Genomic DNA, 25,271 nt, shown 5'->3' with positions numbered 1-25,271 from the left:
TTTTATTTTGAGCCGATGCGCGATTTCTCTTTATATTTTGAGCTGGGCTGGCAGCACATCTGCGACTGGCAGGGATACGATCATATCCTGTTTGTGATGGTCCTCTGCGGTACTTATTTACTGTCCGACTGGCGTAAAGTGCTTGTTTTAGTTACCGCCTTTACCATAGGCCATTCCATTACCCTGGCCCTTAGTGCACTGAACATTATACATGTTAACACCTCGCTTATTGAGTTTTTGATACCGGTTACCATTGTTATCACCAGCTTAATTAATATCATTAAAAAGAAGCGATCAAACACCACCGTGCGGCTGTCTTACATACTGGCATTGTTTTTTGGCCTTATACACGGATTAGGCTTTTCAAACTATTTAAAAAGCCTGTTAGGAAGCAATACCAATATTACGGCCCAATTACTGGCCTTTAATGTAGGGCTAGAGTTTGGGCAGGTGCTCATTGTACTCTGCATCCTAATCGTATCATTTATTTTACTCAATATCGCTAAAATTCAGCGGCGCGAATGGACATTATTCCTGTCATCTGCTATATTTGGCATAGCGTTAATTATGTGCATTGAGCGCTATGCTCTTATTCATTTTCGATGAAAAAATTTTACTACTTACTAGCTGGCTCGCTCTTGCTTTCCGCTGCAACACAAGCCCAGCAAATTCAAAACAACCCGGGGTCAAACCACGGCAATAAGTTCGAACAGTTAGGCAGCACCTACCTGGCCGACCCTAATATGTACCGCTCGGCATCGGGCGCACCAGGACCCAAATACTGGCAACAGAAAGCTGACTATGATATTGTAGCTAAGCTGGATGATGAGAAGCAGCGCCTGGACGGTACCGAAACTATTACTTATTATAATAATTCGCCCGACCCGTTAACTTACCTTTGGTTACAGCTTGACGAGAATGAGCATAAAAAAGATGCCGAAAGCGCCAAGTTTGACGAGAGCCGTATGCAGGATAAAATGAGCCTGCGCCAGTTGCAAAGCATTATGGGCCACAACCTCGATTTGGGTAACCATATTGTGAGCGCTAAAGATGCCGCCGGCAATCCGCTTAAATACACCATTAACCAAACCATGATGCGTATTGAGCTGCCGCAAACTTTGGCACCGGGCGCAAAATTTACATTTAAGATTGCCTGGTGGTACAACATATCCGACCGCCTAACCATTGGTGGCCGCGGTGGTTACGAGTACTTCCCCGAGGATAAGAACTACCTGTACACGATGGCGCAGTGGTACCCCCGCATGGCTGTGTATAGCGATTTTCAGGGCTGGCAAAACAAGCAGTTTACCGGCCGTGGCGAGTTTGCGTTAACCTTTGGCGATTTTAAAGTAGCCATTAACGTACCAGCCGACCACGTGGTAGATGCTACCGGCCAGTGCTCTAACTACAGCGCGGTATTGAGCGCAGCCCAGTACAAACGCTGGCAGCAGGCACAAACCTCTTATAAAGAACCAGTTGAGGTGGTAACATTAGCAGAAGCCCGCAACGCTTTAAAAGGCCATGCCACTGCACGCAAGGTGTGGAACTGGCATGCCGAAAACGTACGCGATTTTGCATGGGTATCGTCGCGCCGGGTGGTGTGGGATGCTATGGCTACCCAAATTGATGGCGGCCGCAAGGTAATGGCTATGTCGGTTTACGGGCCTGAGGCTTATCCACTTTACCGCCGTTACAGCACCAAGGTAGTGGCGCATACAGTGAAAACCTACTCAAAATACACCATTCCTTACCCCTATCCTTGTGCAACATCAGTTGAGGCCAGCAACGGTATGGAGTACCCCATGATTTGCTTTAATTACGGCCGTGCCGAAAAGGATGGCACTTATAGCGAGGCTACCAAGAATGGTATGATTGGCGTAATTATTCACGAAGTGGGTCATAACTTCTTCCCGATGATCGTGAACTCCGACGAGCGCCAGTGGACCTGGATGGATGAAGGCTTGAACACTTTTTGCCAGTACTTAACCGAGCAGGAATGGGATCCTACTTTCCCGTCTAACCGTGGTCCGGCGTACAAGATTGTAGATTACATGAAACTGCCTAAAAACGAGCTGGAGCCTATCATGACCAACTCGGAGAACATACAGCGCTTTGGACCAAATGCCTACGCTAAACCTGCTACTGCGTTGAACGTGCTGCGCGAAACGGTGATGGGCCGCGAACTGTTCGACTATGCATTTAAAACTTACGCCAAGCGCTGGGCTTTTCACCACCCTACCCCGTCGGACTTTTTCCGTACCATGGAAGATGCCTCGGCCGTGGATCTGGACTGGTTTTGGCGCGGCTGGTTCTATGGAACCAATCCGGTTGATATTTCTATAGACAGTGTGAAATACTACCGCCTCAACACCAAAAACCCGCAGGTAGAAGGCAATTACGACCGTGCCCAGTTTGACCGTAACCTAACCAACATTAGCACCACTCGTAACAAAGCTGCCGGCACCCGTTTTGCCGTAGAGGCCGACACTGCCCTTCAGGATTTTTACAGTAAGTGGGACCGCTTTGCCGCCACACCTATGACCGAGCAAAGCTACAAGGCCATGTATAATGCCTTAAGCCCCGAAGAACGCAAGCTGTATGATAGCCAAAACTATTTTTACGAACTAAGCTTTAGCAACAAGGGCGGCCTGCCTATGCCACTGTTTATTGAGTGGACTTATGCCGACGGCAGCAAAGAGCTTGAAAAAATATCGGCTTATATTTGGCGCCACAATGAGCTGAACGTAACTAAAGTGTTTGCCAAAACCAAAGAGGTAAAAAGCATACGGTTAGACCCTTACCGCGAAACCGCCGACATAAACGAAGGCAACAACAGTTGGCCGCAACAATATACCCCAACCCGGTTTGAGCTGTTTAAACAGCAAAATACCATACGGGGCGCCAGCACCGGCGGCAACCCGATGCAGGATTCGAGAAAGACAACACCATAAAAGAGAAAGCCGGTTGAGAGACCGGCTTTTTTTGTTTAAGTTTGCTTTTACAGTCTTATTCATGCTGAAAAGACCATTTATTGAGTTGTAAAAAGCTTTTTTCATTATGCTTCAGAACGATCCAATCGATCTTTTAAAAGCCAAAATATTATCAGATGATATAGAACAAGGCAGCAATGCTATTGACAGTTTTATAAGGCTGGATAAAAAAACTGCTCTTGATTATTTAATTACGCTTTTGGACCATCCTAATCCCCTTATTTTTAACCGTGCTGCTATTGGTTTACATGATATTGGTGATAATCGTGCGCTTGAGCCATTACTTACAACGATTAAAAAACAAGAAAACATTAATAGAAACGGGACACTCGTTTTTGCTTTACTAGCCCTAGATTGCTCTACTAGGCTTTTGGATATATTTGATTTACTTTTTTACGGCGACTATGAGGTCAAGGTTAGCGTAGCTATTATTCTTGATGAACAAGCTTTTGAGTTTAGTAAAGCTGACCTGTTAAACATTCAAGACAAATGGAGCTATATTCAATCTCATCCTGAATTGTGTCCTAATTTTGAAAGATCAAAAGAGGATATAGAAGATTTTGTAAATTCATATATGTTACATTTACAGAAGTAGTCTAAGTGCTAACCATCATGCCGCGTTACCTCTAATTAAATAATATAGATATAATGAATAATAAAAGCTTGGATTACCTGATTGTTCTTATTTCACAAAGCTACACCCCCGATCGCTAAAAAGTACTACGAACTTTTCTTCAAAAAATACGCTTATTGTCATTCTATATCAATCGCAAAAGTAAGACCAGCCTTGTATAAGTTCGTTGATACAGTAGGCTGACTAAATAAGCTTTACGACGTAAACCTTTATCAGCACAAGGCAACAACGCTACCATTGAAAAATAAAATTATATGGGACATTTATAAAAAAAATAAAGGATACTTAGATCGTTGCTAACCTTTTCAGGCTTGTGGTCGGCGTTATCACCGCAACAATCCTCCTATACCTATTCCATTCACAACAGCACGCACAACTAAGTGACTGAACAAAGCTCGGGCTTTCCCGTTATAATGCTATAGCTGAAGCTTTTGTCATGAGTCAACGCACTTACCTTTTTCGGTCAACCAACGGCCATCGCGAAGTACTGGCCGAAATCAAAAACATGATTCCGTTTTTCTGGCTCACGCTTATCAGGAAGTCAGATCTGCAAGCGAAAGTTCCCGAAATGGAAAAAGCCGCCAAGGCTTGGGAAGATGAAGCTGCTTATGAGCAGTACATGGATGCTCATCCCGGAGCTACCCATATTAAAGTGCCGGGCACACAGGCCATAAAAAATGCGCAAGCGGCCGTTCCATTTATTCACAGCTCCTTTCCGCATGTGGCCGAATTGTTTAGCGACTTTATAACTTACCTTACCCAGCACCTTAAACCCGGCGACGATTTGGAGCTTGATATTATTGCTTTAGCTGATTTTTCAGGGATAGAGAAATTTATCGACACGCTTATGATGCAGCTAAGCTGTATAGAGCAAAAAAACGTCAAACCCATCAGTGGTAACTTCGAAGGCGATGTAAAATATAGTTTAACCGGATACGCCGGTGACTTTGAAAAGCAATCGCCCGGATTCAGAAAAATTGCGCAGGTAAAAAACCAGGTGCACCGGAAAGGACCTGTTAAGCAAATACCCCTTACCAGCGCTCAGCTCCGGTCCAGGCGTATTAAAAGCATCATTTTACTGCTCATTGGCGTCGCAACAAGCCTGCTGTCCATATTATATATGGTAAGGCATCAAATAACATTTTCGTTTACCATATTGGCACTGGCAGGTGTGGTTTGTATATGGGAGGGTGTTGCCAAGCTTCGAAGCCGATTTTATGACGTGTGGTAAACAGCATTGTAAAATTGGCATGAAAACAACGTACCGTCTTTTTTCTAACAACATTTTCTTGAATACCATTGCCTTGCTCTTTCTTTTAATAGTCTTGAGCATGATTGCGCAGGGAATATTTATACTCGCCCAACGCGGGGCGAGCTACTTCACGTCAGAGAATATACTTTATATGCCGGCTCTATTAGCTTTATTAATCTTTGAAAGCTGGCTATTAACTTCCTCTGCTTTGCCTTTAATAATAATTGATAAAAGAGGAGTTACGGCCTATTCGCTTTTTTGGAGAAGAACAATTGCATGGAAGGATTTGCGTATGGTTAGATTATTAAAAGTTAAAAACAGTTATCATCCCAACGGATCTGCGATACACTTCGAAAATACCAAGGAACCCGAAAAGAAAAGCGTAGCCATATTTAACAAAGGTGTACGGGTTAACACTTTTATTTTAATGTCGGCCGGTAATTGGCAAACGCCTCAAAACACTATCCTAACAAGAGGCTTATACACTCACCGTAAACTTGCTGGCCGGGATGCAATTGTTTTTGAATATGATGCCCGAAGCTGGGAACTGATCAAAAATATGCGCACTCAACAAGCACTTATTTAATACAGCAGGCAAGCACAAAGCCAAGTAAGGGCACACACCCATACTGTGATATTAAGACATAATGCTCTTAAACGCCTGCTATTGATTTAACTAGCAAAAAGTTCTGAAAAGGCAGCTATAATGTAACTTAACATACCCGCAGTTAGTTTATGCCTTCGCTGGTATAAGTTCCTGAATAGATAAACCCCTACGGCCTTTGCCTTTCGGGGTAAGTTGCCGATGCTTTTATACCTGATCAGCTTATTCACTTTATACTGGTCGGTTCCGCTTACTAACAGGCACTCTGCCTGGGTTTTTTGCCATACAATTTTGGGTAGTGCAAAACTGTTCAATACCCTGGCCTTTTGATCGGGGCGGCAGTATTGCAACAACAGTGCATGGCGTTTGTGGGTGGTGTTATTGCTCGTGGCATGCCATAGCTTGCCCGAAAACACAAAGAATTCACCGTCGGCTATATTTAGTTCAACCAGTTCGGCAGCAGGATTTTCACTTTTTGCCAATTGTAAAAGCTCCGCATCGTTGCTTGTATCTACACCACTGCTTTTCAAATCATCCGGACTAAAGCCGAATAAATGCGAGCCCGATATTACCTTCATGCACTCCCGGGGTTTTACGTTGCGGAGCGCAACCCAAACCGTTACGCCGTTCCATGCCTGGTGTTCGATATCTACATGCCATGGATGTATAACCCCCGGACTTTGTTTAATGACCTGGCTGCCAGATAAGAGTATATCGTTGCCCAGTAAGGTTTTGATACGGCCTATAATCTCAGTTTGAGAGGCAATATCGGCAATGGTTTTGTTCATAGTATGCCTGCCTTTTACATAAGGCAGCAACAAATCAGACCAGCGTTTCTCCCTGGATACCAATAGATCGGCTTCCTGCTTATTGTTGATAGGAAACGGACCCGCAAACCCGTCTCTTTCAAATTCGTAGGTGTTCAGCATATGATGATTCGGATTGTGAAAATATATGGCCATTATGATGGCTTTTACATACACAATGTAGCGCGAAATGTTCGGCTATATCCAATGTTTAATCAATCGCTCACAAGTTGTAAAATATGTGAAGAAAAGTGAGAAAAAAGCACAAAACATCACGCAGAAAACTCCAAATCCGGGTGTATTTAACTTTTTTAAATTGGCATAAAATAGCTGAGTTTTATTTAATATTACTTTGCGCAAGCAAAAGTTAAACGCTAACTGTTCATTTTTGCAAAAACAATACATTTATGACCTTAGTAAAAGCATATGCTGCACCTGCAGCAGACCAACCTCTTTCTCCATACTCGTTTGAACGACGCGAACCTCAAGCAGAAGATGTGGAGATTGAAATATTATATTGTGGCGTTTGCCACTCTGACATTCATACCGCCCGTAATGAGTGGGGCGGTACAGTTTACCCAGCCGTTCCTGGTCACGAAATTGTGGGTAAAGTTACCCGTGTAGGCAATAACGTTACACGGTTTAAAGAAGGCGACACAGTTGGTGTTGGCTGCTTTGTTGATTCGTGCAGGCATTGTACAAATTGCAACAACGACCTTGAACAATACTGCGAAAACGGGCATACGCAAACCTATAACTCCTTAAGTCAGGATAAACAGTACGTTACCAAGGGCGGTTACTCAAGCCATATTGTGGTTACGCAGCACTTCGTTCTTTCCGTATCAGACAAGTTGCCCCTCGAAAAAGTAGCGCCATTACTATGCGCCGGCATAACAACTTACTCGCCGTTGCGCCACTGGGGTGTAAAAGCGGGCGATAAGTTGGCCGTTGTAGGATTAGGCGGTTTAGGGCACATGGCCGTTAAGCTGGCGGCATCTATGGGTGCTGAGGTAACAATGTTAAGTCGTTCGGCAAGTAAAGAGAAAGATGCTACCGAGTTAGGTGCGCACCACTTTAAGCTTACCACCGATAAAGACACGATGGCAGGCCTGGCCAATAGCTTCGATTTTATTATCGACACTGTATCGGCACAGCACGATTATAATGAATATCTGGCTTTGCTTAAAACGGATGGAGTGATGATATTATTAGGAGCACCTGCAGAACCATCGCCGGTGGCGGCGTTCCCACTAATTATGGGCCGCCGCAGCCTGGTTGGCTCGCTGGTTGGTGGTATCAAAGAGACCCAGGAAATGCTTGATTACTGCGCAGAACATAACATAACGTCAGATGTGGAAGTGATAGACATTAGCCAGATTAACGAAGCTTACGAGCGCACCCTGGCTGGTGATGTACATTACCGCTTTGTGATAGATATGGCTTCTCTGTAAATTGAAGTACTCCTCTGTAAAATTAAAAAGCCGGCAAAACCGGCTTTTTAATTTTAGGCCAATCACCAGCCAATTCCCATAATAAAAAACCATAACTAAAAATAGCGCCTTATAAACAAACTTACACGTAGCCGACTGACGTGAAATTAAACTGGCATACTTTTCGTACACTAAGGTTATGAACTTACAGAAAGCCACATTTGGCAACGGTTGCTTTTGGTGTACCGAGGCCATTTTTCAAGCAGTTAAAGGCGTACAAAGTGTACGGTCAGGATATACAGGCGGCCATGTTGATAACCCAACCTACATGCAGGTTTGCGAGGGTGATACCGGCCATGCCGAAGTAATTGAACTGAACTATGATGCCGACGAGGTAAGCTTTGAGGAACTATTGCTGGTGTTCTTTAAAACACATGATGCTACCACGCTTAACCGCCAGGGCAATGATGTGGGCACACAATATCGTTCGGCTATTTTTTATCATAACGATGATCAAAAGCAGCAGGCCGAAGCCATGATCGAACGCCTCACCAATGAGCACGTGTTTGACAAACCAATTGTAACTGAGGTAACGCCCATCGGCGAATTTTACGAGGCCGAAGATTATCATCAAAACTATTTTAATGATAACCCAACCAAGCCTTACTGCGCTTTTGTAATTCAGCCCAAGCTTAACAAGTTTGCCCGGCAATTCACCGAAAAAGTAAAACCCGAGTTGTTGTAAGGGTTTCATATATTATAACACAAGGTCATTGCTACTTCATTGAAGCAATGACCTTTTTGTTTAGCAGCGGTTTGAGTAGCTTTGGCACTACAAAATAGTTATCATGAACAATCGCTACTCCTGCTTTCTTATAAGTCTCACTATACTGTCTGCCTGCAGTGCTACCCGCACTACGGTAACTACTCCAGGTGCCTCGACCGTAAATAACGGCAAGGTATGGGCATCTTTATGGCAGCAACGGGCGGCCGAATACAGGGCGCTGTGTTTTCAGGCTTATAACCTGGCTAAACTGCGGTTAGATGAAGCACTTAAAAACCCCGGCACTAAGCCATTGGCTGTAGTAACTGATATTGATGAAACAGTATTAGACAACAGCCCTTATGATGCACAGCGTGCTTTCAATAACCAGGAATATGATGCAGCCACCTGGAAACAGTGGACCGCCAAAGCCGATTGTGACACCGTTGCCGGAGCACCGGGCTTTTTTAAATACGCCGCCAGCAAAGGTGTAACGGTATTTTACATCACCAACCGCGATGAAGATGAACGTAACGGCACTTTAAAAAACCTGCAACGCTACAACATGCCCAACGCCGATACAGAACACTTAATGCTTAAATTGGGCAGTTCAAGCAAGGAGAGCCGCCGGTTGCAGGTGCTGAACAAGTATAATATTATATTGCTATGCGGCGATAACCTGGCCGATTTTGATAAGCTGTATGATAACCATCCGGCAGAGCAAAGCCGGAACGCCACCACTAGACAACTTACGCGGCAGTTTGGCAGCAAATATATTGTACTCCCAAATCCGTCTTATGGCGATTGGGAAGGCGCTTTGTTTAACTTTAATTACAAGCTTACACCCGCCCAGCGCGATTCGATCATAAAATCGCGCCTTAAGTTTGCTAATTAATAAGCTATTGTTAAGTTTTTGTTAATGGCATATATTGCCCGTGTTAAGCAGTATTTTTGGCTAGTAAAGGTCTTCTGCTATTATGAAAAAACTACTGCTTTTAAGCGCAGGCTTACTGTTATCATTTTGGGCTTGTGCACAAATGCCGGGCAAAACAGCCACAGGGCAGGTGTTACTGCCCAACGGCTGGAAACTGAGCCCTGCCGGTCGGTCGCTCCCCCTGGGCGATTTGCCACTAAACATCCAACTATCATCATCTGGCCGCTTGCTGGCAGTTACCAATAATGGCCAAAGCACGCAATCCATACAACTTATAGATCCAAAAAGCGAGAAGCAACTGGCCCAGCGTAAAGTGGCTAAATCATGGTATGGCCTGGCTTTTAGTGATGATGAAAAATACCTCTACGCTTCTGGCGGTAATGATAACTGGATCTACCGCTTTGATTTGAAGAACGACAAGTTAAATAAGCCCGACACGCTACGCCTTGGCAAACCCTGGCCTAATAAGGTTGGTCCAACCGGTATGGCCCTTAACAAAGCCAATAACAAGCTTTATGTAGTAACCAAAGAAGATAGCAGCCTGTACGTACTTAACCCGCAAACCGGGCAAATTATTAATCAGCTTAAATTAGCAGCCGAGAGCTATACCTGCCTGCTTTCTGCAGATGAAAAAACGCTGTATATATCTTTATGGGGCGGCGAGAAGGTGGCCATTTATGACACCCAGAGCCAGCGCATCATCAAAAGCATTAAAGCCGGCAGCCACCCCAATGAGCTGCTGCTAAACAAGAAGAACACTTTACTGTACGTAGCTAATGCAAATGATAACAGTGTATCGGTTATCAATACCCAAACACAAAAGGTTATTGAAACTATCTCGGCAGCTTTGTACCCTACCAAGCTAACCGGTGCCACTACCAACGGACTTGCTTTATCTGCCGACGGCAAAACCCTTTACATAGCCAACGCCGATAACAACTGTTTGGCTGTTTTTGATGTTACTAAGCCAGGTACCAGCCAAAGCCGTGGGTTTATTCCGGTGGGCTGGTATCCAACCAACGTAAAAGTATTGGGTAATAAACTTTTAGTAGCCAATGGTAAAGGTTTTGCCTCAATGGCTAATCCTAACGGCCCACAGCCTTTAAGCAAAACAGATAACAGCGGGCACCATATAGGCTCTATCAATAGCCGGGAGCAGTACATTGGCGGTCTATTTAAAGGCACCTTGTCGATGATTGACCGGCCCGGTCCTGAACAATTGAAAGCTTATACGCACCAGGTATATGCAAATACGCCTTTTGATAAGCAAAAAGAGGTAATGGCAGCTGGCGAAGCGGGCAACCCTGTTCCGCGCAAGCCTGGTGATAAATCGCCTATGAAGTATGTGTTCTACATTATTAAGGAGAACCGTACATATGATCAGGTTTTGGGCGATATGCCCAATGGCAATGGGGATACCTCCTTGTGCATATTTGGACAAAAGGTAACGCCTAACCACCATGCCATAGCCAGCAACTTTGTGCTGCTCGATAATTTTTATGTGAATGCCGAGGTAAGTGCCGATGGACACAACTGGAGCACCGCCGCTTATGCTACCGATTTTGTGGAAAAAAACTGGCCTACCAGCTATGGCAACCGGGGCGGCACTTATGATTTTGAGGGCTCGCGCCAGGCAGCTTACCCACGCGATGGCTTTATTTGGGATTACTGCAAGCGTGCCGGAATTAGCTATCGCACTTACGGTGAGTTTGGCGAATATGGTAAAGCTAACATTAAATCGCTTAGAGGCCATGTTGCTCCGCACTCGCCGGGCTTTAACATGGATATTAAGGATGTTTTGCGTGCCCGACTTTGGGCCCAGGATTTTGACTCCCTTTTAAACATCAATGCTGTACCACGCTTTAATACCATACGCATATCAAACGACCATACCAGCGGGCAAAAGAAGGGCAAGTACTCCCCTACCGCTGCTGTTGCTGATAATGATCAGGCTATTGGCATGATACTGGAGCACCTGTCTAAAAGCCCGGTATGGAAAGAGTCGGTGGTTTTTATATTGGAAGATGATGCTCAAAACGGCCCCGACCATGTAGATGCACACCGCTCGCCAGCATTTATAGCAGGCCCTTATGTAAAGCGAAATGCTGTGGTTAGCCAGATGTATTCTACCTCGGGCGTATTGCGTACTATTGAGTTGATATTGGGCTTACCCCCTATGAGCCAGTATGATGCTGCTGCAATTCCTTTATATGAGTGCTTTACTGCCAAGCCCGACTTCAGCTCTTACTTAAAAAAGCAGGCCTCTGTTGATTTGGAAAAACGCAATGTAGCTATTAACGAAAGCAGCAAGCGGTCGGAATTCTTCAACTTTGCCAAAGAGGACGCCATACCCGACCTGGAGCTTAACGAGGTGGTTTGGAAATACGTAAAAGGCGAAAAAGCTGTTATGCCGGCACCCAAACGAAGCGCCTTTGTAATACTCGAAGCCAAAAAGAAAGGTGACGACGATGATGATTAAATTACTAATTTAGCATTATCTACATAATACCAAGTCTATGATTACTATCGAGAATGAGTATCTTAAGGTATCTATTACCACTAAAGGTGCACAGTTGGCCTCACTGTATAACAAAGCTACCCAAACCGAACATATGTGGCAAGCCAACGCAGATATTTGGCCATGGCATGCCCCTAACCTTTTCCCGGTGGTGGGTGGATTGGTGAACAACCAATTACATGTAGACGGTAATAGTTATACTTTACCCCGGCATGGCTTTGCCCGTCAATCAGAATTTACGGTGGCCGAGGCTGACCATGAACATGCAGTGCTCGACTTGACTTCCAACCATGATACCCTGGATGTATATCCCTATCACTTTTCTTTTCAGGTATTATATACGCTTATCGAGAATGCGCTTCGTGTTACTTACAAAGTAATTAATCAGGATACGAAAACGATCTACTTCTCGGTGGGTGGGCACCCGGCATTTAATGTTCCTTTTAAGGGCAAGGGCCGGTACGAAGATTATCACCTGGAGTTTGAATCTACGGAAAAACTGGAAAGTCACCTATTATCGGCCGACGGCTTCTTTACAGGTGAAACAAGGCCAATTGAATTGGACGGCAATAAGCTGCACTTAACGCGCGACCTGTTCAAAGACGATGCCTTGGTTTTTAAAGATATTAAATCAAAACTGATTACTATCAAATCGACACTTCATAACGAGACCCTGTCTGTGGAGTTTCCATACTATAAGCATTTAGGCATATGGGCTAAGCCCGGGGCAGATTTTGTATGTATAGAACCATGGTTGGGTTACGCTGATGCGGTAGGAGAACCGGTTGATATTAGCCACAAGCCAGCCATCCAAAAGCTGGACAAAGGGCATGTGTTTGAAGCCCCATATTATATTAGTATTTAACATGAAAATAATATTAGTTGAACTTTTTTAAAACTTTATACTCCGTAAAGCAGTTTTGCAATCAGTACAATTAATCTACAATCACATGAAAAAGAAAATTTATTTACTAATGACCGTTTTGATGTTAAGCTTTGTTGCTTTTACATCTCAAGCTGCAACTAACGACAATGGCGTTAACTACAAAGAGTATTATGCCACCAAAACCGTTGAAGAAAGAAATGCCCGCGTAGAGGAAATTAAAGCGCGTGTAGACGAAATCCGCTCAATGGACAAATCTCAATTAAGCAAAGTAGAGCGCAAAGCTTTAAGAGCTGAGTTAAAAGACCTGAAAAAAGAAGCTAACGCTGCTGCAACCGGTGGTGGTATCTATCTTTCAGTTGGTGCTATAATTATCATCATTTTAGTGTTGATCCTGATCCTGTAATCGGCTCCAATCGCATAAACAAAAAGAGGGACTTTACGGTCCCTCTTTTTTGTTTTAGAACAATCCTAATTGTCCTTTACTTAAATCTATATCATCTGGATTAGTAATTTCTAAGCCTATGATCTTGGCAGCAGTTTCAGGATTAGTATCCGGCTCCTCCTTTTCCTGCGTAACATCTGCCAGCACCTGGGTGTCGGCTACTGATGCGGGTGAAGGGTCGGGCACATCTTCGGCGTCGTCATGCTCGGCTATCAGCTGTACGGTTTGCACCACGTGCGCCGAAAGACGGTTACCCATAGCTTTCATGCCTTTTACATCAATCAAATCAGTAAGATTTAATTCTACCAGCTCAAGCACCTGTGCTTTACCTTTTAACTGCTCTACCTTAACCACCGGCTGCGCCGCGCCTGATATAAGGATGAGCTTTGAGCCATTTTCTTCACTAATGAAGCTGCCTTGCTTACCAATAACCGTATTTTCGAATATAAAACGCTTAACCAGGTAATTTTTGGATTTACCGTCATAGTGCACTACCGAGTATACCTTTTCAGGATCGTACTTTTCGATAATCTGCATTTTGTCATCAAAGTGGTTATTCAGATCAAAGCTGGTTAATTCGTACACGCCGTTGCTCAGTATAGTGAGTATTTTATCTTCACCGTCAAACTCACCCAGGTAACGGCCCCGGCCATCAACATTCAGGCGTTTCAGTATATCATCATACCAAATTTTGCGCCCGGCCAGTGTAGACACACCTTTGCTCTTTAACAGAATCTTTTTAACCGGATATTTGGTAACCTGGTTGCCTATAGAACTACGGCCTTTAATTGCTATAGCAGCAAAGTCTTCGTCGAACTGTAGCTTTTTAAGCTTAGAGTGCGGCTTAAGCTGTATGTTCACCACCTCAGCCTCCCCATTAGGATTGGCTGAGAAGTATAACACTTTTGTTCCTTTTGTACCCTTGGTTAAATCATACTCCTTATCGCGAGTCACACCTACTACCGAGAAACGCTTGATGAACGTAGTACCTGATTCGCCATCCTTATAAATCATGTTATATACGGTACGCTCATCGTTCTTTTTAAATACGGCAACGTGAATAATATCTTTACCCACAAAAACTTTATCCTGTACCTTGGTAATGATGCACCTGCCGTCTGACCGGAATACAATGATCTCATCTATATCTGAGCAATCGCATACATACTCGTCCTTTTTCAGTCCGGCACCAACAAAGCCATCTTCGCGGTTTACGTAGAGCTTAACATTTGCCAGCGCTACCTGTGCGGCTTCTACCCGGTCAAAAGTCCGTAGTTCGGTTCTACGGCCACGGTCTTTACCATATTTTTCTTTAAGCTTGGTAAACCAGGCAATGGCATAATCAGTTAAATGCTTCAGATGATGCTTTACCTCTTTGATCTCATTCTCGAGCGCCTTCATCTGCTCATCGGCTTTCTTTACGTCAAAGCGGGTAATGCTGCTCATCGGCTTATCAATAAGCCGCTTATAATCTTCTGGTAAAATGGTGCGGTAAAACTGCGGAAAGAACGGCTCAAACAAACGGTTCAAAACCTCTACTACTACATCAAAGTTTCCGGATGTTTCATAGTCGGGGTGCTTGTACATGCCTTCCTGAATGAAGATCTTGAGCAGCGAACTGAAGAATATTTTTTCTTTCAGTTCCTGCAAGCGTATCTCCAGCTCCATTTTAAGCAACTCGCGTGTATGGTTGGCACTTTGAATAAGCACATCATTCACACTCATAAAGTGCGGCTTATCGTCAAAAATTACGCAGGTATTGGGCGATATGGATACTTCGCAATCAGTAAAAGCGTACAAGGCATCGATAGTAACATCGGGCGATATGCCTGGTGCAAGGTGAATGATAATCTCCGGGTCCCAGGTAGTATTGTCTTCAATCTTTTTGATCTTGATCTTACCTTTTTCATTAGCGCTGATGATACTATCGATCAATCCGCCGGTATTGGTACTGAACGGAATTTCGGTAATAACCAGCGTCTTTTTATCACGCTCCATTATTTTGGCGCGTATGCGCACTTTGCCACCGCGTTGCCCTTCGTTGTAATTGGAGGCATCGGCCATACCACCAGTCGGGAAATCGGGTAACAGGTTAGGGCGGTTGCCGTTTAGTACCTCAATAGCCGCGTCAATCAGCTCAACAAAGTTGTGCGGTAAAATTTTGGTAGCCAAACCTACGGCAATACCATCTGCCCCTTGTGCCAGCAATAGCGGAAATTTCACCGGCAGTGTAATAGGCTCGCGGTTACGGCCGTCATAACTGGCCTGCCACTGGGTAGTATCGGGGTTAAAAACAACATCGAGCGCAAACTTGGAAAGCCGCGCCTCAATGTAACGCGGGGCAGCAGCCGAATCGCCGGTAATGGGATGGCCCCAGTTACCCTGGCAATCAATAAGCAGATTTTTTTGGCCTAATTGTACCATAGCGTCGCCAATAGAAGCATCACCGTGAGGGTGATACTTCATGGTGTTACCAATTACGTTTGCTGCTTTATTGAAGCGCCCGTCATCCATTTCTTTGAGCGAGTGCAGTATACGGCGTTGTACTGGCTTTAAACCATCATATATATGCGGAACAGCACGATCTAATATAACGTAAGAAGCATAGTCAAGAAACCAGTTCTCGTACAAGCCATCCAGCGGAATGATATTATGAAGCTTTTCGTTAGAATCTAAATTATCTGACATATTAAAAACTTAAAAAGACGGATTGATCTTTTTAAACATTATCCGGGTTAATCAATTGCTAAAAATATTAGCCAAATATACTAAAAACGAGGCAAATTACCTATATATCGGCTAACATTAATATGCTTTGGGGGATGAATATATTATTTATTTTGCCAAATTTTTCATTGATTTACAGTCTGTTGTAAACCTATGCCCATAAAGGGTGTTTTAATTGTACTAACCAATTATTTGATGACTAAGCCATGCCTTTTATTAGGGGCGGCGGTATTGCTATTGCTTTCCTGCCAGGCGCCTGTTGCTAAAAATCAAGCCGTTTATTTAAACGACACCGTTAACTATGCCTATCAAATTAAACAATCAGACCAATGGCGTATAAACGTAAATAAACAAAATATTTTAATTGCCTTAAAAGCGCTTAAAGCTTATGAAAGCGGTGACACCGCATCGTTAAAACGATTCATTGCCGAAAATTTAGCCGTTTTTTACGATGGTGGTATGTATAAAGGCCCCAGCAGCGAATTTATGTATCTGATTAAAGCAAATGCCCAACTACATAAAAACCTTAGGTTTAAAATAAAAGACTGGGAGTCTGTAGTTAGTAAAGATGGGCAGCAGCAACGGGTAACACTACGTTACACCCAAACCTGGATTACTGCCAAAGGCCAGCCAGACTCTGTAGACATTGTAAATGATGCACTTTTTAGTGCCGGTAAGATTACCACTTTGTATGATTATACCCGCCGTTACCGGTTAAAACACAATCAATAAATTTCTTTTCGCCCTGCTCTTATCATTTGCATATAATCCATATGGTTAGCCATGGCGTTACATATTTGTATGATGCGTTTGGTGCGGGTAGGTTCGGTTTTGGCGCTGTTTAACCAGTTCACAAAATAGCGCCGGTGTGATTCAAGCAGGCTGTTAAAATAAGCCAGCGCATCCGGATCATCGGCCAGGCACTCTTGCAAATCCTCCGGTACTATTAGTTTAAAATCAACATCCTCCTCGAGGCGTACTTGCAGCATTGCCCCTTTGCTTTTACGAATACCTTTACGCATACCGGCGTTTAAGGTGAGTATAAAGTTGCCGTTTCCCATGGGCATGAGTGCTACACCAGCAATAGGGAAACTATCGAGCTGCCCGCGCACTCTGAAAGATTTTTTGTTGTCGGGCTTAATTTGTTGCGCAATATCTGCAGGTACATCGATATAAGTCCATCCGGTTTTTTCGCCCTGATCATCAAATTTTAAAATTATAGCAGTAAAGATTACCATATTATTACTTAAAGCGCATTAGTGTTTACTATAACTTCACTTTGAAGGGATAAATGTTAAAGAGTTGTTAAATCTTCAATTATAATAAAAATAGTTGTAACGTTTCGGTAACTGGGTGTGTCTTATGGATATAAAACAAATTTATAAAACACATTAAAACATAAAGATATGAAAACCACCTTAAAAACAATTGTATTAGGCTTAGCCTTATTAGTAGTTACCAGCGTAGTAAAAGCTGACGAACCAGTAGCTGCAAAACTTACAAAAAACCACGCCATTACTACTTACGTTAATGCCATGACTCAAGGAAAAAACGCTGGCTTAAAAGACGTAATTGACCAAACTGCAAAATTCAGCACGCTGCGCGGCAAACAAGTAGTAAGTTTTGACAAAGCCGACATGCTTAAATTTGCCGATCAGAACAAAGATATCCAACAAGCCTGTACCACCACCACTACTGAAGTAGAAACCAATGCTGACATGAGCGTTGTAAAAGTAGACATGAAATATGAAAACTTTACCCGTACTAATTATGTAACCATGGCCAACACCGGTGATGGCTGGAAAATTACCAACGTGTACTCAGTATTCAAATAAGAAATTAGTTTTTATCGCTAATAGTTTTAGTTAATCATGAAGAAGCCGCTGCGAGAGCGGCTTCTTTATTTTATAAGGTTTTGTCTTAAACAGCCTGTTGCTTACAGTTAATATAAGTATGCTTTTAACATCTTCATGTATTACGGATGCGTTGAGCTTACAAACTAATCGGTTTTTAAATTACCGATCATTTGATTTAACAGAACAACACTTTGTTGTAAAGCTTCTACATCAATGGCTAGCGTAGCCTTTTCATAAACTTCGGCCACCCATGGGTGTAACTGTTCCTTTAAAGCGTTGCCTTGCTCGGTTAAATAAATCAACTTGTTACGACGATCATTTTCGTCTTCCATCCGTTTAACCATTTGGCGCTTAACCAAATTATCAATCAAATAGGTCATGCTCGATTTATCTCTTAAGGTTACATCGGCTAACTCCTGCTGGTTAATACCGTCCTTTTTCCAAAGCACCGACATTACCTCAAGCATCTCAAAAGTGATGCTTATATTATTCTCCTTTATTTTGAGCTGTATATGCTGGCGAATATAGTTTCTCAGCTCGTGCATAGCACGTCCAAGTTCAAATGTTAATTCTGTTTTTCTGCTAGTCTCAGCTGCTGTTACCATGATGTAGCAAATCTAATATAATAAGCCAATTGCTTAGTGGGCTGCGTCGGCCAGGCTTACTTTACTTTTGGCCGTTTTAACAAAAAGCAGTACAACAGGCACAAAAACCAGGAACATTATGCCCACCCATAAAAAAACGTCCATGTAAGATAGTAAGGTTGCTTGCTTGTTTACCGAGCCGTCCATAGCTGTTAATGCCATTCGGTGCGCTGTAATGCTATCTGCACCTCTAGTTCTGAAACCGCCGGCCATTTGCGATAACCGCTGCTGCACATCAAGGCTATTCACGCCAAGGTGACTTATTAAACTACTACGATGAACCTGCGTTTGCCGCGATACAAAAGTAGAGATAACGGCCACTCCAAATGAGCCGCCCAATTGGCGCATCATGCCCGAAAACGCAGCCCCTTGCCCTATTTCTTTACCCTTTAACGTGGATAAAGACATAGTACTCACCGGCACCGATAACAAGCCCAGCCCAAAACCACGTACAATAAGTGGCCAAAAAAAATCGGCACTGCTGGTATATGGCGTGATGATGAGGTATGACATATAGCTGTAGATAAAAAAGATTGCCATACCTATAGCAATCAGATATTTTTGAGGCACTCCACGCTGAATTAATTGTGCTACAACCGGCATCATAAATGCCACAAACAAAGTACTTGGCAATTGCAGCATACCTGATTGCTGGGCTGTCCACCCTAACAAGGATTGCGTATACAAGGGAATAATAAAGGTGGACCCGAACAAACCGAAACCCATAACAAATGAGAGTATAACACCTATCCGGAGGTTGTTATCTTTTAAAACCCGCAGCTCTACTATTGGGTACTTATAGCTCAACTCACGCCATATAAACAGTAAAATACCAAATACTGCTGTTACCGTTAAAATAGTTATTGCCTCGCTACTATACCAATCTTCCTCCTGGCCTTTTTCTAAAACATATTGTAATGAAGAAATACCTACTGTAAGCAGGCCTATGCCCCACCAGTCTACCTCACTGGCCGGCCTCTTTTCATCATACTTTGGGCTACGCACATACTGCAGGGTAAGTATAGCGGCAATTATACCAACCGGGATGTTTATGTAGAATATAAATGGCCATGAAAAATTATCAACTATGTAACCACCCAGCGGCGGGCCAAGTGTGGGGCCAACTATAACCCCTAGTGTGTAAATGGCTTGTGCCATCGCCCGCTTTTCAACTGGCCAGCTCTCGGTTATGATGGTTTGCGATGTTACCAGCAGTGCACCGCCGCCTATGCCCTGCAAAAATCTAAACAATACTAGCTCCCAAATATTAGTGGCGTTACCACACAAAAATGAGCATACTGTAAAAAGTATAACCGATGCAGCAAAGTAGTTGCGCCGGCCAAACTGCTGTGATAGCCAACTGGTCATGGGTACGATGATTACGTTGGCCAGCGAGTAGGCGGTAATCACCCAGCTTATTTCGTTTAAAGTAGCACCCAAATTGCCGCGCATATCGTTAAGCGCTACGTTCACAATAGTGGTGTCTATAATCTCGAGCAGCGCGCAAAATACCGCGGTAACGGTAATGATAACGCGCCTGGCTCCATATTCAACTAATGAGTTTGCAGGTTGTGCCGCTGTTGCCATTATTAAAATTTTAACAGCAACAAAGTTAAATACTTGATAGTTTTAATTCAAACTAATATGATAAAATTAAGAGTACTTTGACAATCATTTAATAAATACGCTACTTTAAACTACTAACTATACAGGCACAGTCACCAGCCGATCCTCAAAAAACAGGAAAGGCAAAAAGCTTTCAACACCATTAGTAACCCACACAGAGCCTTCCTGGCAGTAAAGCAAGGTGCGTATAGGTTGAGCTTGTTTCTTTTCGTACTCGGCCAGTACCTGCAAACAGGAACCACAAGGTGTGATGGGTTTATTAATTACAAACTTCGCTGTGTAAGCAGTTACGGCCAGGCTTTCAATAGGATCATTAGCGTAATTTGCGCCCCAGGCAAAAAGTGCCACGCGTTCAGCACACAGGCCCGATGGGTAAGCGGCGTTCTCTTGGTTGCTTCCATAAATAATACGGCCACTTTGCAAACGCAAAGCCGCGCCTACGCTAAAGTTTGAGTAAGGAGAGTGTGAGCCCTTCAGGGCCTTAACGGCTTCCAGACATAGGGCCTGGTCTTTTTTGTTCAGCTCCTCGAAGCTGTTATATTCTTCAAATGCAATTTTAATTTCGTGGTTAATCATTGTTTCAGATAAACCCCTTGTTGTAAAATGACTGGGATGAACTACTCGTATACTATAAGCACCACTCCATCAAAAAAGGGCTTATAAGTTACCACTTATATTTTAAATAAGCAATAGCAACTTACAAGCCCTTAAATATTTGTGTATCTAGCTTATGCCACAAGTACTTCAGCCTCTGCTACAAGCGGATTAATGGTTTCATCGTCCTTTTCAACACGCAGGTTTTGTACAATATGCTGTTGACGCGTTGGGGTATTTTTACCCATAAAGTACTCCAGCAAACCTTTTACGTTGGCATCTTTCAGTATCACGGGATCCAAACGCATGTCTTTTCCTATGAACAAGCCAAATTCATCAGGCGATATTTCACCTAAACCCTTAAAGCGGGTTATCTCAGGTTTGTTACCCAGCTTAGCTATCGCATTGCGGCGTTCTTCATCGCTGTAGCAATAGATGGTTTCTTTTTTGTTACGCACCCTAAAGAGTGGCGTTTGTAAGATGGATACGTGCCCTGCTTTAACCACATCAGGAAAAAATTGCAAAAAGAAAGTCATAATGAGCAAACGGATGTGCATACCATCAACATCGGCATCAGTTGCTATTACAATGTTGTTGTAACGCAAACCATCAAGCCCATCCTCAATATTCAGCGCGTGTTGTAAAAGGTTGAACTCTTCGTTCTCGTAAACCACTTTTTTGGTTAAGCCAAAACAGTTTAACGGTTTACCTTTTAAGCTAAACACCGCCTGCGTTAATACATCACGCGATTTGGTAATAGAGCCGCTTGCCGAGTCACCCTCTGTAATAAACAGTGTGGTATCCTGTTTACGCTCATGGGTATCATCAAAGTGAAGTTTACAATCGCGCAGTTTGCGGTTGTGAAGCGATGCTTTTTTTGCACGCTCATTAGCCAGCTTTTTGATGCCTGCAATATCCTTACGTTCCCGTTCTGACTGCAGTATACGTTTCAATATAGCATCTGCAGCCGACGGATTTTTATGTAAGAAGTTATCAAGCTCTGTCTTTACAAAATCATTGATAAAGCCACGCACAGTAGGCCCATCCGGGCCTACGTTTTGTGAACCCAGCTTGGTTTTAGTTTGCGATTCAAAAACAGGCTCTTGCACTTTAATGGCAATAGCCGCTACTATAGATGAGCGTACGTCCGACGCGTCAAATTCCTTTTTATAAAACTCGCGCAGGGTTTTTACCACGGCCTCGCGGAAAGCTGCCTGGTGCGTACCACCCTGCGTGGTGTGCTGGCCGTTAACAAACGAATAATATTCCTCGCCGTATTGCTGACCGTGGGTCATGGCTATCTCAATGTCCTCACCTTTCAGGTGGATGATTGGATAACGTATGGTATCAGGGTCGGTCTTGCGCTCCAGCAAATCGCGGAGGCCATTTTGCGAAAAGAATTTTTCGCCGTTGAAATTAATGGTTAGCCCTGCGTTTAGGAACACATAGTTCCAAATCATATTTTGCACAAACTCCGGTATAAAGCGGTAGTTACGGAAAATGCTTTCGTCCGGAAAAAAATTAATTGCTGTACCGTTGCGCTGACTGGTCTCTTTCTCAGGCTCGTCTCTTACAAGTTCGCCCTTGGTAAACTCCGCAATTTTAGTACGACCATCGCGGTAGGATTGTACTGTAAATGCCGCCGACAAGGCATTTACCGCCTTGGTACCCACGCCATTTAAGCCTACTGATTTTTGGAAAGCCTTGCTGTCATACTTACCGCCGGTGTTAATTTTAGAAACACAATCAATAACCTTACCCAACGGAATACCCCGGCCATAGTCACGAACGGCAACTTTATGATCGCTCATGTTGATATCGATGGTACGGCCGGCACCCATTACAAACTCATCTATAGAATTATCTACAATTTCTTTAAGCAGTACGTATATACCATCATCATAAGCCGAGCCATCGCCCAGTTTACCAATGTACATACCCGGACGCAAGCGGATGTGTTCTTTCCAATCGAGCGAACGAATACTGTCTTCACTATAATTTATCTCTGCCATGTTCAAATATCGGGGTTAAACAGGTGATAGTAAACACCATAAATAGATAGAAAAACCATTGCGAATGGCTTGTATTTCCATTTCAAATATACTAAAATAATTGGCAAAAACACGCAGCTAAACTACTTGAACTTGATGCAATCTCGCGCTTTATTGATGTTTCTGAAAAATTCGGGGCCCTTTTGATTAGTAAGGCAAACAGCTAGCATATAACCGGTGTGATGCTTTTGTATAGCTATAAGCAACGCGTACTTATATTGCTTGGTTTCGGGCAAATTTGAAAGGCTGAAGAAATAGGTTTTTCCAGCATCGGCATTATACTGTTGCAGCACCTCGGATGTTAATGAGCGCACAAAATACTTGTCGTCTTCATCGCTCATGGCTGCTACATGCGCCTTGGCCGCATCCAGGTACGCTGAATCCGGATTAGCCAGCGCTTTGCCTGTGATATTTTTTACCTGCTCATAGCTCGACCAGTTTTGCTTTAAAGAGTGCACCTGAAGCCACACCTCAAAATCCTGACTGGGCATGACCATGGCGTAATCAAAAGAAAAGTTCTCGTTATTAATGGCCGGTATTTCTTTAAAATGTGCGGGTACCTTAAACTCAATACCGGCATTAGTCGCTTCTTTGAGGAATGCAGACAGCGCCGTATTGGTAACTGGAGCTTTTATGGTGCTGCTGGCAGCTTTGGGCTTGCTGTGTTTTTTTACCTGGGCAGTAACAACTGAGCCTGCCAGGCATAATGCGCCCACAGTAAGTACCAATATTTTGCTAATTTGCTGAATAATAATCTTCATTAGTTGCAATGCGGCAAAACGTTTTGTTTATTATTACCTGCCAAGCATCAGGCATCGGTTTTAACAAATGTATAATATAAAATTAAAAATCAAGTATCCAAAACTATAATGAGTATTAAACCTAAACTTAGCCGGTTCGATCTTACTATGATCGTTATCAGCCTCATTATAGGCACAGGCATATTTAAATCACCGGGCGAAGTTGCTATACGTACCGGCAGCCCTGCCTTGTTTTTTGCCGCCTGGGTTGTGGGTGGATTAGTAACGCTGTGCGGCGCACTAACATTTGCCGAAATAGGTGCTCGCTACCCTAATACCGGCGGCTTTTATAAACTATTTTCTTATTGCTATCATCCGGCATTTGCCTTTATGATAAACTGGATAGCGGTATTAGCAACCACCGCATCGGTAGCTGCCGTGGCCTTAATTGGCGCAGAATACTTAAACCCGCTGTTACTGCCTCAAAGCATGCAGAACGTTACAGGCACCCGTATCACAACTATTGCAATGGTATTGCTGGTTTATTTTATTAATTTTTTGGGTATCAAAACCAGTGCCCGTACGCAAAACCTGCTCACCATTTTTAAAGTAGGCATGATTGTGCTGCTGTGCCTTGCTATTTTTATGGGCAACAATAGCACTGTGATCATCAAAGCTGCTTTGCCTGCAGGCAATCCTATCGCTTCGTTCGGGTTAAGTTTGGTGGCTGTATTTTTTACTTATACCGGCTACCAGCAAACCATTAATTTTGGGGGAGATGTGATTGATGCCAAGCGGAACATTCCTAAGGGCATATTTGCCGGCATAGCTATAGTGATAGCTGTTTATATGGTGGTAAATTTTGCTTACTACAAGGTGCTGGGCATGGGTGGCCTGCAGCAAAACACGGGCTTGGCTGCTAAGATGGCTTCGGTTGTTTTTGGAGAGCTGGGTGCCAGAATTACCTCCGTGCTCATGTTTATATCGGTACTGGCTTATGTAAACGTCAATATCATGTCGGTGCCCAGAGTATACTATGCCATGGCCGATGATGGCGTACTTCCAGCTATTTTCAAGCAGGTAAATCCACGTACCCAGGCACAGGAGTTTGGCATGAGCTTTTTTGTGGGTACCATTCTGCTGATTCTGTTTTTTGTAAGCTCTTTTGGTGAAGTATTAAATTATGCTATGTTTTTTGAGTGCATTGGGTTAAGCACAGCAGCCATTGCCATATTTATATTACGAAAGCGCACCAGGCATTTAGATGGTACCGGTATTTATACTATTAAATGGTACCCGCTGGTACCCATAATTTTTATTGCGGTATACTGGTTTGTAACCCTCAGCATTTTTATGGCTAATCCTAAAGCCACGCTGGTTTGTATGGGTGCTTTTGTAGTTGGACTGGTTATTTATTATGCAGCCAGGCAAAAGAACATCAATAGTTCTCCTTTATCGAAATAACTTCATAGCCGGCATATAGAACAGCCGCTTACCTTTAAATTGGAGTATGGCATTGATGCCCACCATTATAATGTTGTACCCATAAAACGCTGGAAAAAAAAGAAGTAAAATTTCGGGACTTAAACTGAAATGTACCGGCAATCGAATATTGAAGTGGAAAAATACATTCCCCAATATAAAGGCAAATATCAGGAAGTATAATATACACCAGGTAATTTGAAAGTTTAATACCCGTTTGCTTGTTTGTGCAATGTCTTTAACTTCATTACGCTTTACCGTCCATAAAATAAAGGGCAGCAAAACACCTAAC

23 protein-coding genes are annotated in these 25,271 nt (G+C 43.4%); 14 read left to right on the top strand and 9 right to left on the bottom strand.

What is annotated here, in order from left to right:
- Positions 1-15 precede the first annotated feature (15 nt).
- From ABDD94_RS05655 to ABDD94_RS05635, 5 genes are all read left to right on the top strand, one after another.
- Positions 16-606 carry a HupE/UreJ family protein gene (locus ABDD94_RS05655; protein ID WP_345955030.1) on the top strand — a complete coding sequence of 197 codons (591 nt, stop codon included), beginning with the start codon at positions 16-18 and terminating at the stop codon, positions 604-606.
- Positions 603-2,951: a M1 family metallopeptidase gene (locus tag ABDD94_RS05650; RefSeq protein WP_345955029.1), complete on the top strand. Its 2,349-nt coding sequence runs from the start codon at positions 603-605 to the stop codon at positions 2,949-2,951. The genes ABDD94_RS05655 and ABDD94_RS05650 overlap by 4 nt, the downstream gene beginning before the upstream one ends.
- A 106-nt stretch (positions 2,952-3,057) precedes the next feature.
- The gene (locus ABDD94_RS05645; protein WP_345955028.1) at positions 3,058-3,585 is read left to right on the top strand and encodes a HEAT repeat domain-containing protein; all 528 of its coding nucleotides are present in this window, start codon (positions 3,058-3,060) and stop codon (positions 3,583-3,585) included.
- Between the two features lie 475 nt (positions 3,586-4,060).
- Positions 4,061-4,855 (top strand): hypothetical protein, encoded by a 795-nt coding sequence (locus tag ABDD94_RS05640; protein ID WP_345955027.1) that lies wholly within the window; start codon positions 4,061-4,063, stop codon positions 4,853-4,855.
- 313 nt (positions 4,856-5,168) lie between these two features.
- On the top strand, positions 5,169-5,462 hold the full coding sequence (locus ABDD94_RS05635) for a hypothetical protein (protein ID WP_345955026.1): 294 nt from the start codon (positions 5,169-5,171) through the stop codon (positions 5,460-5,462).
- A gap of 86 nt (positions 5,463-5,548) precedes the next feature.
- On the opposite strand, the gene ABDD94_RS05630 is transcribed toward ABDD94_RS05635, so the two are convergent.
- Positions 5,549-6,442, bottom strand: coding sequence for a phytanoyl-CoA dioxygenase family protein (locus tag ABDD94_RS05630; protein ID WP_345955025.1), 894 nt, complete (start codon positions 6,440-6,442; stop codon positions 5,549-5,551).
- Between the two features lie 251 nt (positions 6,443-6,693).
- Between ABDD94_RS05630 and ABDD94_RS05625 the strand changes: the two genes are divergently transcribed.
- The 6 genes from ABDD94_RS05625 (at position 6,694) to ABDD94_RS05600 (ending at position 13,220) form a co-directional block, all read left to right on the top strand.
- Positions 6,694-7,737: an NAD(P)-dependent alcohol dehydrogenase gene (locus tag ABDD94_RS05625; protein ID WP_345948507.1), complete on the top strand. Its 1,044-nt coding sequence runs from the start codon at positions 6,694-6,696 to the stop codon at positions 7,735-7,737.
- Between the two features lie 178 nt (positions 7,738-7,915).
- Positions 7,916-8,461, top strand: a complete 546-nt coding sequence (gene msrA, locus ABDD94_RS05620) for a peptide-methionine (S)-S-oxide reductase MsrA (RefSeq protein WP_345955024.1) — start codon at positions 7,916-7,918, stop codon at positions 8,459-8,461.
- Positions 8,462-8,564: 103 nt separating this feature from the next.
- On the top strand, positions 8,565-9,374 hold the full coding sequence (locus tag ABDD94_RS05615) for a 5'-nucleotidase, lipoprotein e(P4) family (protein ID WP_345955023.1): 810 nt from the start codon (positions 8,565-8,567) through the stop codon (positions 9,372-9,374).
- An 82-nt stretch (positions 9,375-9,456) separates the two neighbouring features.
- Positions 9,457-11,892 carry a bifunctional YncE family protein/alkaline phosphatase family protein gene (locus ABDD94_RS05610; RefSeq protein ID WP_345955022.1) on the top strand — a complete coding sequence of 812 codons (2,436 nt, stop codon included), beginning with the start codon at positions 9,457-9,459 and terminating at the stop codon, positions 11,890-11,892.
- Between the two features lie 37 nt (positions 11,893-11,929).
- The gene (locus ABDD94_RS05605; protein WP_345955021.1) at positions 11,930-12,796 is read left to right on the top strand and encodes an aldose 1-epimerase family protein; all 867 of its coding nucleotides are present in this window, start codon (positions 11,930-11,932) and stop codon (positions 12,794-12,796) included.
- Positions 12,797-12,881: 85 nt separating this feature from the next.
- The gene (locus tag ABDD94_RS05600; RefSeq protein ID WP_345948512.1) at positions 12,882-13,220 is read left to right on the top strand and encodes a hypothetical protein; all 339 of its coding nucleotides are present in this window, start codon (positions 12,882-12,884) and stop codon (positions 13,218-13,220) included.
- Between the two features lie 54 nt (positions 13,221-13,274).
- On the opposite strand, the gene ABDD94_RS05595 is transcribed toward ABDD94_RS05600, so the two are convergent.
- A complete protein-coding gene (locus tag ABDD94_RS05595) occupies positions 13,275-15,947 on the bottom strand; it encodes a DNA gyrase/topoisomerase IV subunit A (protein ID WP_345955020.1) in 2,673 nt (890 codons plus the stop codon).
- Positions 15,948-16,181: 234 nt separating this feature from the next.
- Between ABDD94_RS05595 and ABDD94_RS05590 the strand changes: the two genes are divergently transcribed.
- The gene (locus tag ABDD94_RS05590; protein ID WP_345955019.1) at positions 16,182-16,718 is read left to right on the top strand and encodes a hypothetical protein; all 537 of its coding nucleotides are present in this window, start codon (positions 16,182-16,184) and stop codon (positions 16,716-16,718) included.
- On the opposite strand, the gene ABDD94_RS05585 is transcribed toward ABDD94_RS05590, so the two are convergent.
- Positions 16,712-17,224 carry a YdeI/OmpD-associated family protein gene (locus ABDD94_RS05585; RefSeq protein ID WP_345955018.1) on the bottom strand — a complete coding sequence of 171 codons (513 nt, stop codon included), beginning with the start codon at positions 17,222-17,224 and terminating at the stop codon, positions 16,712-16,714. The two genes, ABDD94_RS05590 and ABDD94_RS05585, sit on opposite strands and share 7 nt — an antisense overlap.
- A 168-nt stretch (positions 17,225-17,392) precedes the next feature.
- On the opposite strand from ABDD94_RS05585, the gene ABDD94_RS05580 reads away from it, so the two are divergent.
- Positions 17,393-17,821: a nuclear transport factor 2 family protein gene (locus tag ABDD94_RS05580; protein WP_345948516.1), complete on the top strand. Its 429-nt coding sequence runs from the start codon at positions 17,393-17,395 to the stop codon at positions 17,819-17,821.
- A 164-nt stretch (positions 17,822-17,985) separates the two neighbouring features.
- On the opposite strand, the gene ABDD94_RS05575 is transcribed toward ABDD94_RS05580, so the two are convergent.
- From ABDD94_RS05575 to ABDD94_RS05555, 5 genes are all read right to left on the bottom strand, one after another.
- A complete protein-coding gene (locus ABDD94_RS05575) occupies positions 17,986-18,387 on the bottom strand; it encodes a MarR family transcriptional regulator (RefSeq protein ID WP_345955017.1) in 402 nt (133 codons plus the stop codon).
- Between the two features lie 93 nt (positions 18,388-18,480).
- The gene (locus tag ABDD94_RS05570; RefSeq protein ID WP_345955016.1) at positions 18,481-20,073 is read right to left on the bottom strand and encodes a DHA2 family efflux MFS transporter permease subunit; all 1,593 of its coding nucleotides are present in this window, start codon (positions 20,071-20,073) and stop codon (positions 18,481-18,483) included.
- Between the two features lie 117 nt (positions 20,074-20,190).
- Positions 20,191-20,688, bottom strand: coding sequence for a cytidine deaminase (locus tag ABDD94_RS05565; RefSeq protein ID WP_345955015.1), 498 nt, complete (start codon positions 20,686-20,688; stop codon positions 20,191-20,193).
- A 152-nt stretch (positions 20,689-20,840) separates the two neighbouring features.
- Positions 20,841-22,718 (bottom strand): DNA topoisomerase IV subunit B, encoded by a 1,878-nt coding sequence (locus ABDD94_RS05560; protein WP_345948520.1) that lies wholly within the window; start codon positions 22,716-22,718, stop codon positions 20,841-20,843.
- Between the two features lie 122 nt (positions 22,719-22,840).
- On the bottom strand, positions 22,841-23,518 hold the full coding sequence (locus ABDD94_RS05555) for a hypothetical protein (RefSeq protein WP_345955014.1): 678 nt from the start codon (positions 23,516-23,518) through the stop codon (positions 22,841-22,843).
- A gap of 108 nt (positions 23,519-23,626) precedes the next feature.
- Here ABDD94_RS05555 and ABDD94_RS05550 point away from each other — a divergent pair, with 108 nt between their 5' ends.
- Positions 23,627-24,961: an amino acid permease gene (locus tag ABDD94_RS05550; protein ID WP_345955013.1), complete on the top strand. Its 1,335-nt coding sequence runs from the start codon at positions 23,627-23,629 to the stop codon at positions 24,959-24,961.
- Here the strand turns inward: ABDD94_RS05550 and ABDD94_RS05545 are convergent.
- Positions 24,950-25,261 carry a DUF4870 domain-containing protein gene (locus tag ABDD94_RS05545; protein WP_352432887.1) on the bottom strand — a complete coding sequence of 104 codons (312 nt, stop codon included), beginning with the start codon at positions 25,259-25,261 and terminating at the stop codon, positions 24,950-24,952. The genes ABDD94_RS05550 and ABDD94_RS05545 overlap by 12 nt on opposite strands.
- Between the last annotated feature and the right edge of the window lie 10 nt (positions 25,262-25,271).

This window comes from Mucilaginibacter sp. PAMB04168 (genome assembly GCF_039634365.2).
Taxonomy (GTDB): domain Bacteria; phylum Bacteroidota; class Bacteroidia; order Sphingobacteriales; family Sphingobacteriaceae; genus Mucilaginibacter.
This window is presented reverse-complemented; position numbering and strand designations above follow the sequence as displayed.

Excerpts from the sequence above, each read along its gene's own strand:
- ABDD94_RS05630 (WP_345955025.1), bottom strand. The coding sequence starts at position 6,442 with ATGGCCATATATTTTCACAATCCGAATCATCATATGCTGAACACCTAC.
- ABDD94_RS05555 (WP_345955014.1), bottom strand. The coding sequence starts at position 23,518 with ATGAAGATTATTATTCAGCAAATTAGCAAAATATTGGTACTTACTGTG.
- ABDD94_RS05625 (WP_345948507.1), top strand. The coding sequence starts at position 6,694 with ATGACCTTAGTAAAAGCATATGCTGCACCTGCAGCAGACCAACCTCTT.
- ABDD94_RS05615 (WP_345955023.1), top strand. The coding sequence starts at position 8,565 with ATGAACAATCGCTACTCCTGCTTTCTTATAAGTCTCACTATACTGTCT.
- ABDD94_RS05605 (WP_345955021.1), top strand. The coding sequence starts at position 11,930 with ATGATTACTATCGAGAATGAGTATCTTAAGGTATCTATTACCACTAAA.
- ABDD94_RS05655 (WP_345955030.1), top strand. The coding sequence starts at position 16 with ATGCGCGATTTCTCTTTATATTTTGAGCTGGGCTGGCAGCACATCTGC.
- ABDD94_RS05585 (WP_345955018.1), bottom strand. The coding sequence starts at position 17,224 with ATGGTAATCTTTACTGCTATAATTTTAAAATTTGATGATCAGGGCGAA.
- ABDD94_RS05575 (WP_345955017.1), bottom strand. The coding sequence starts at position 18,387 with ATGCACGAGCTGAGAAACTATATTCGCCAGCATATACAGCTCAAAATA.
- ABDD94_RS05550 (WP_345955013.1), top strand. The coding sequence starts at position 23,627 with ATGAGTATTAAACCTAAACTTAGCCGGTTCGATCTTACTATGATCGTT.
- ABDD94_RS05580 (WP_345948516.1), top strand. The coding sequence starts at position 17,393 with ATGAAAACCACCTTAAAAACAATTGTATTAGGCTTAGCCTTATTAGTA.
- ABDD94_RS05645 (WP_345955028.1), top strand. The coding sequence starts at position 3,058 with ATGCTTCAGAACGATCCAATCGATCTTTTAAAAGCCAAAATATTATCA.
- ABDD94_RS05560 (WP_345948520.1), bottom strand. The coding sequence starts at position 22,718 with ATGGCAGAGATAAATTATAGTGAAGACAGTATTCGTTCGCTCGATTGG.
- ABDD94_RS05570 (WP_345955016.1), bottom strand. The coding sequence starts at position 20,073 with ATGGCAACAGCGGCACAACCTGCAAACTCATTAGTTGAATATGGAGCC.
- ABDD94_RS05610 (WP_345955022.1), top strand. The coding sequence starts at position 9,457 with ATGAAAAAACTACTGCTTTTAAGCGCAGGCTTACTGTTATCATTTTGG.
- msrA (WP_345955024.1), top strand. The coding sequence starts at position 7,916 with ATGAACTTACAGAAAGCCACATTTGGCAACGGTTGCTTTTGGTGTACC.
- ABDD94_RS05600 (WP_345948512.1), top strand. The coding sequence starts at position 12,882 with ATGAAAAAGAAAATTTATTTACTAATGACCGTTTTGATGTTAAGCTTT.
- ABDD94_RS05565 (WP_345955015.1), bottom strand. The coding sequence starts at position 20,688 with ATGATTAACCACGAAATTAAAATTGCATTTGAAGAATATAACAGCTTC.
- ABDD94_RS05650 (WP_345955029.1), top strand. The coding sequence starts at position 603 with ATGAAAAAATTTTACTACTTACTAGCTGGCTCGCTCTTGCTTTCCGCT.
- ABDD94_RS05595 (WP_345955020.1), bottom strand. The coding sequence starts at position 15,947 with ATGTCAGATAATTTAGATTCTAACGAAAAGCTTCATAATATCATTCCG.
- ABDD94_RS05640 (WP_345955027.1), top strand. The coding sequence starts at position 4,061 with ATGAGTCAACGCACTTACCTTTTTCGGTCAACCAACGGCCATCGCGAA.
- ABDD94_RS05635 (WP_345955026.1), top strand. The coding sequence starts at position 5,169 with ATGGTTAGATTATTAAAAGTTAAAAACAGTTATCATCCCAACGGATCT.
- ABDD94_RS05590 (WP_345955019.1), top strand. The coding sequence starts at position 16,182 with ATGACTAAGCCATGCCTTTTATTAGGGGCGGCGGTATTGCTATTGCTT.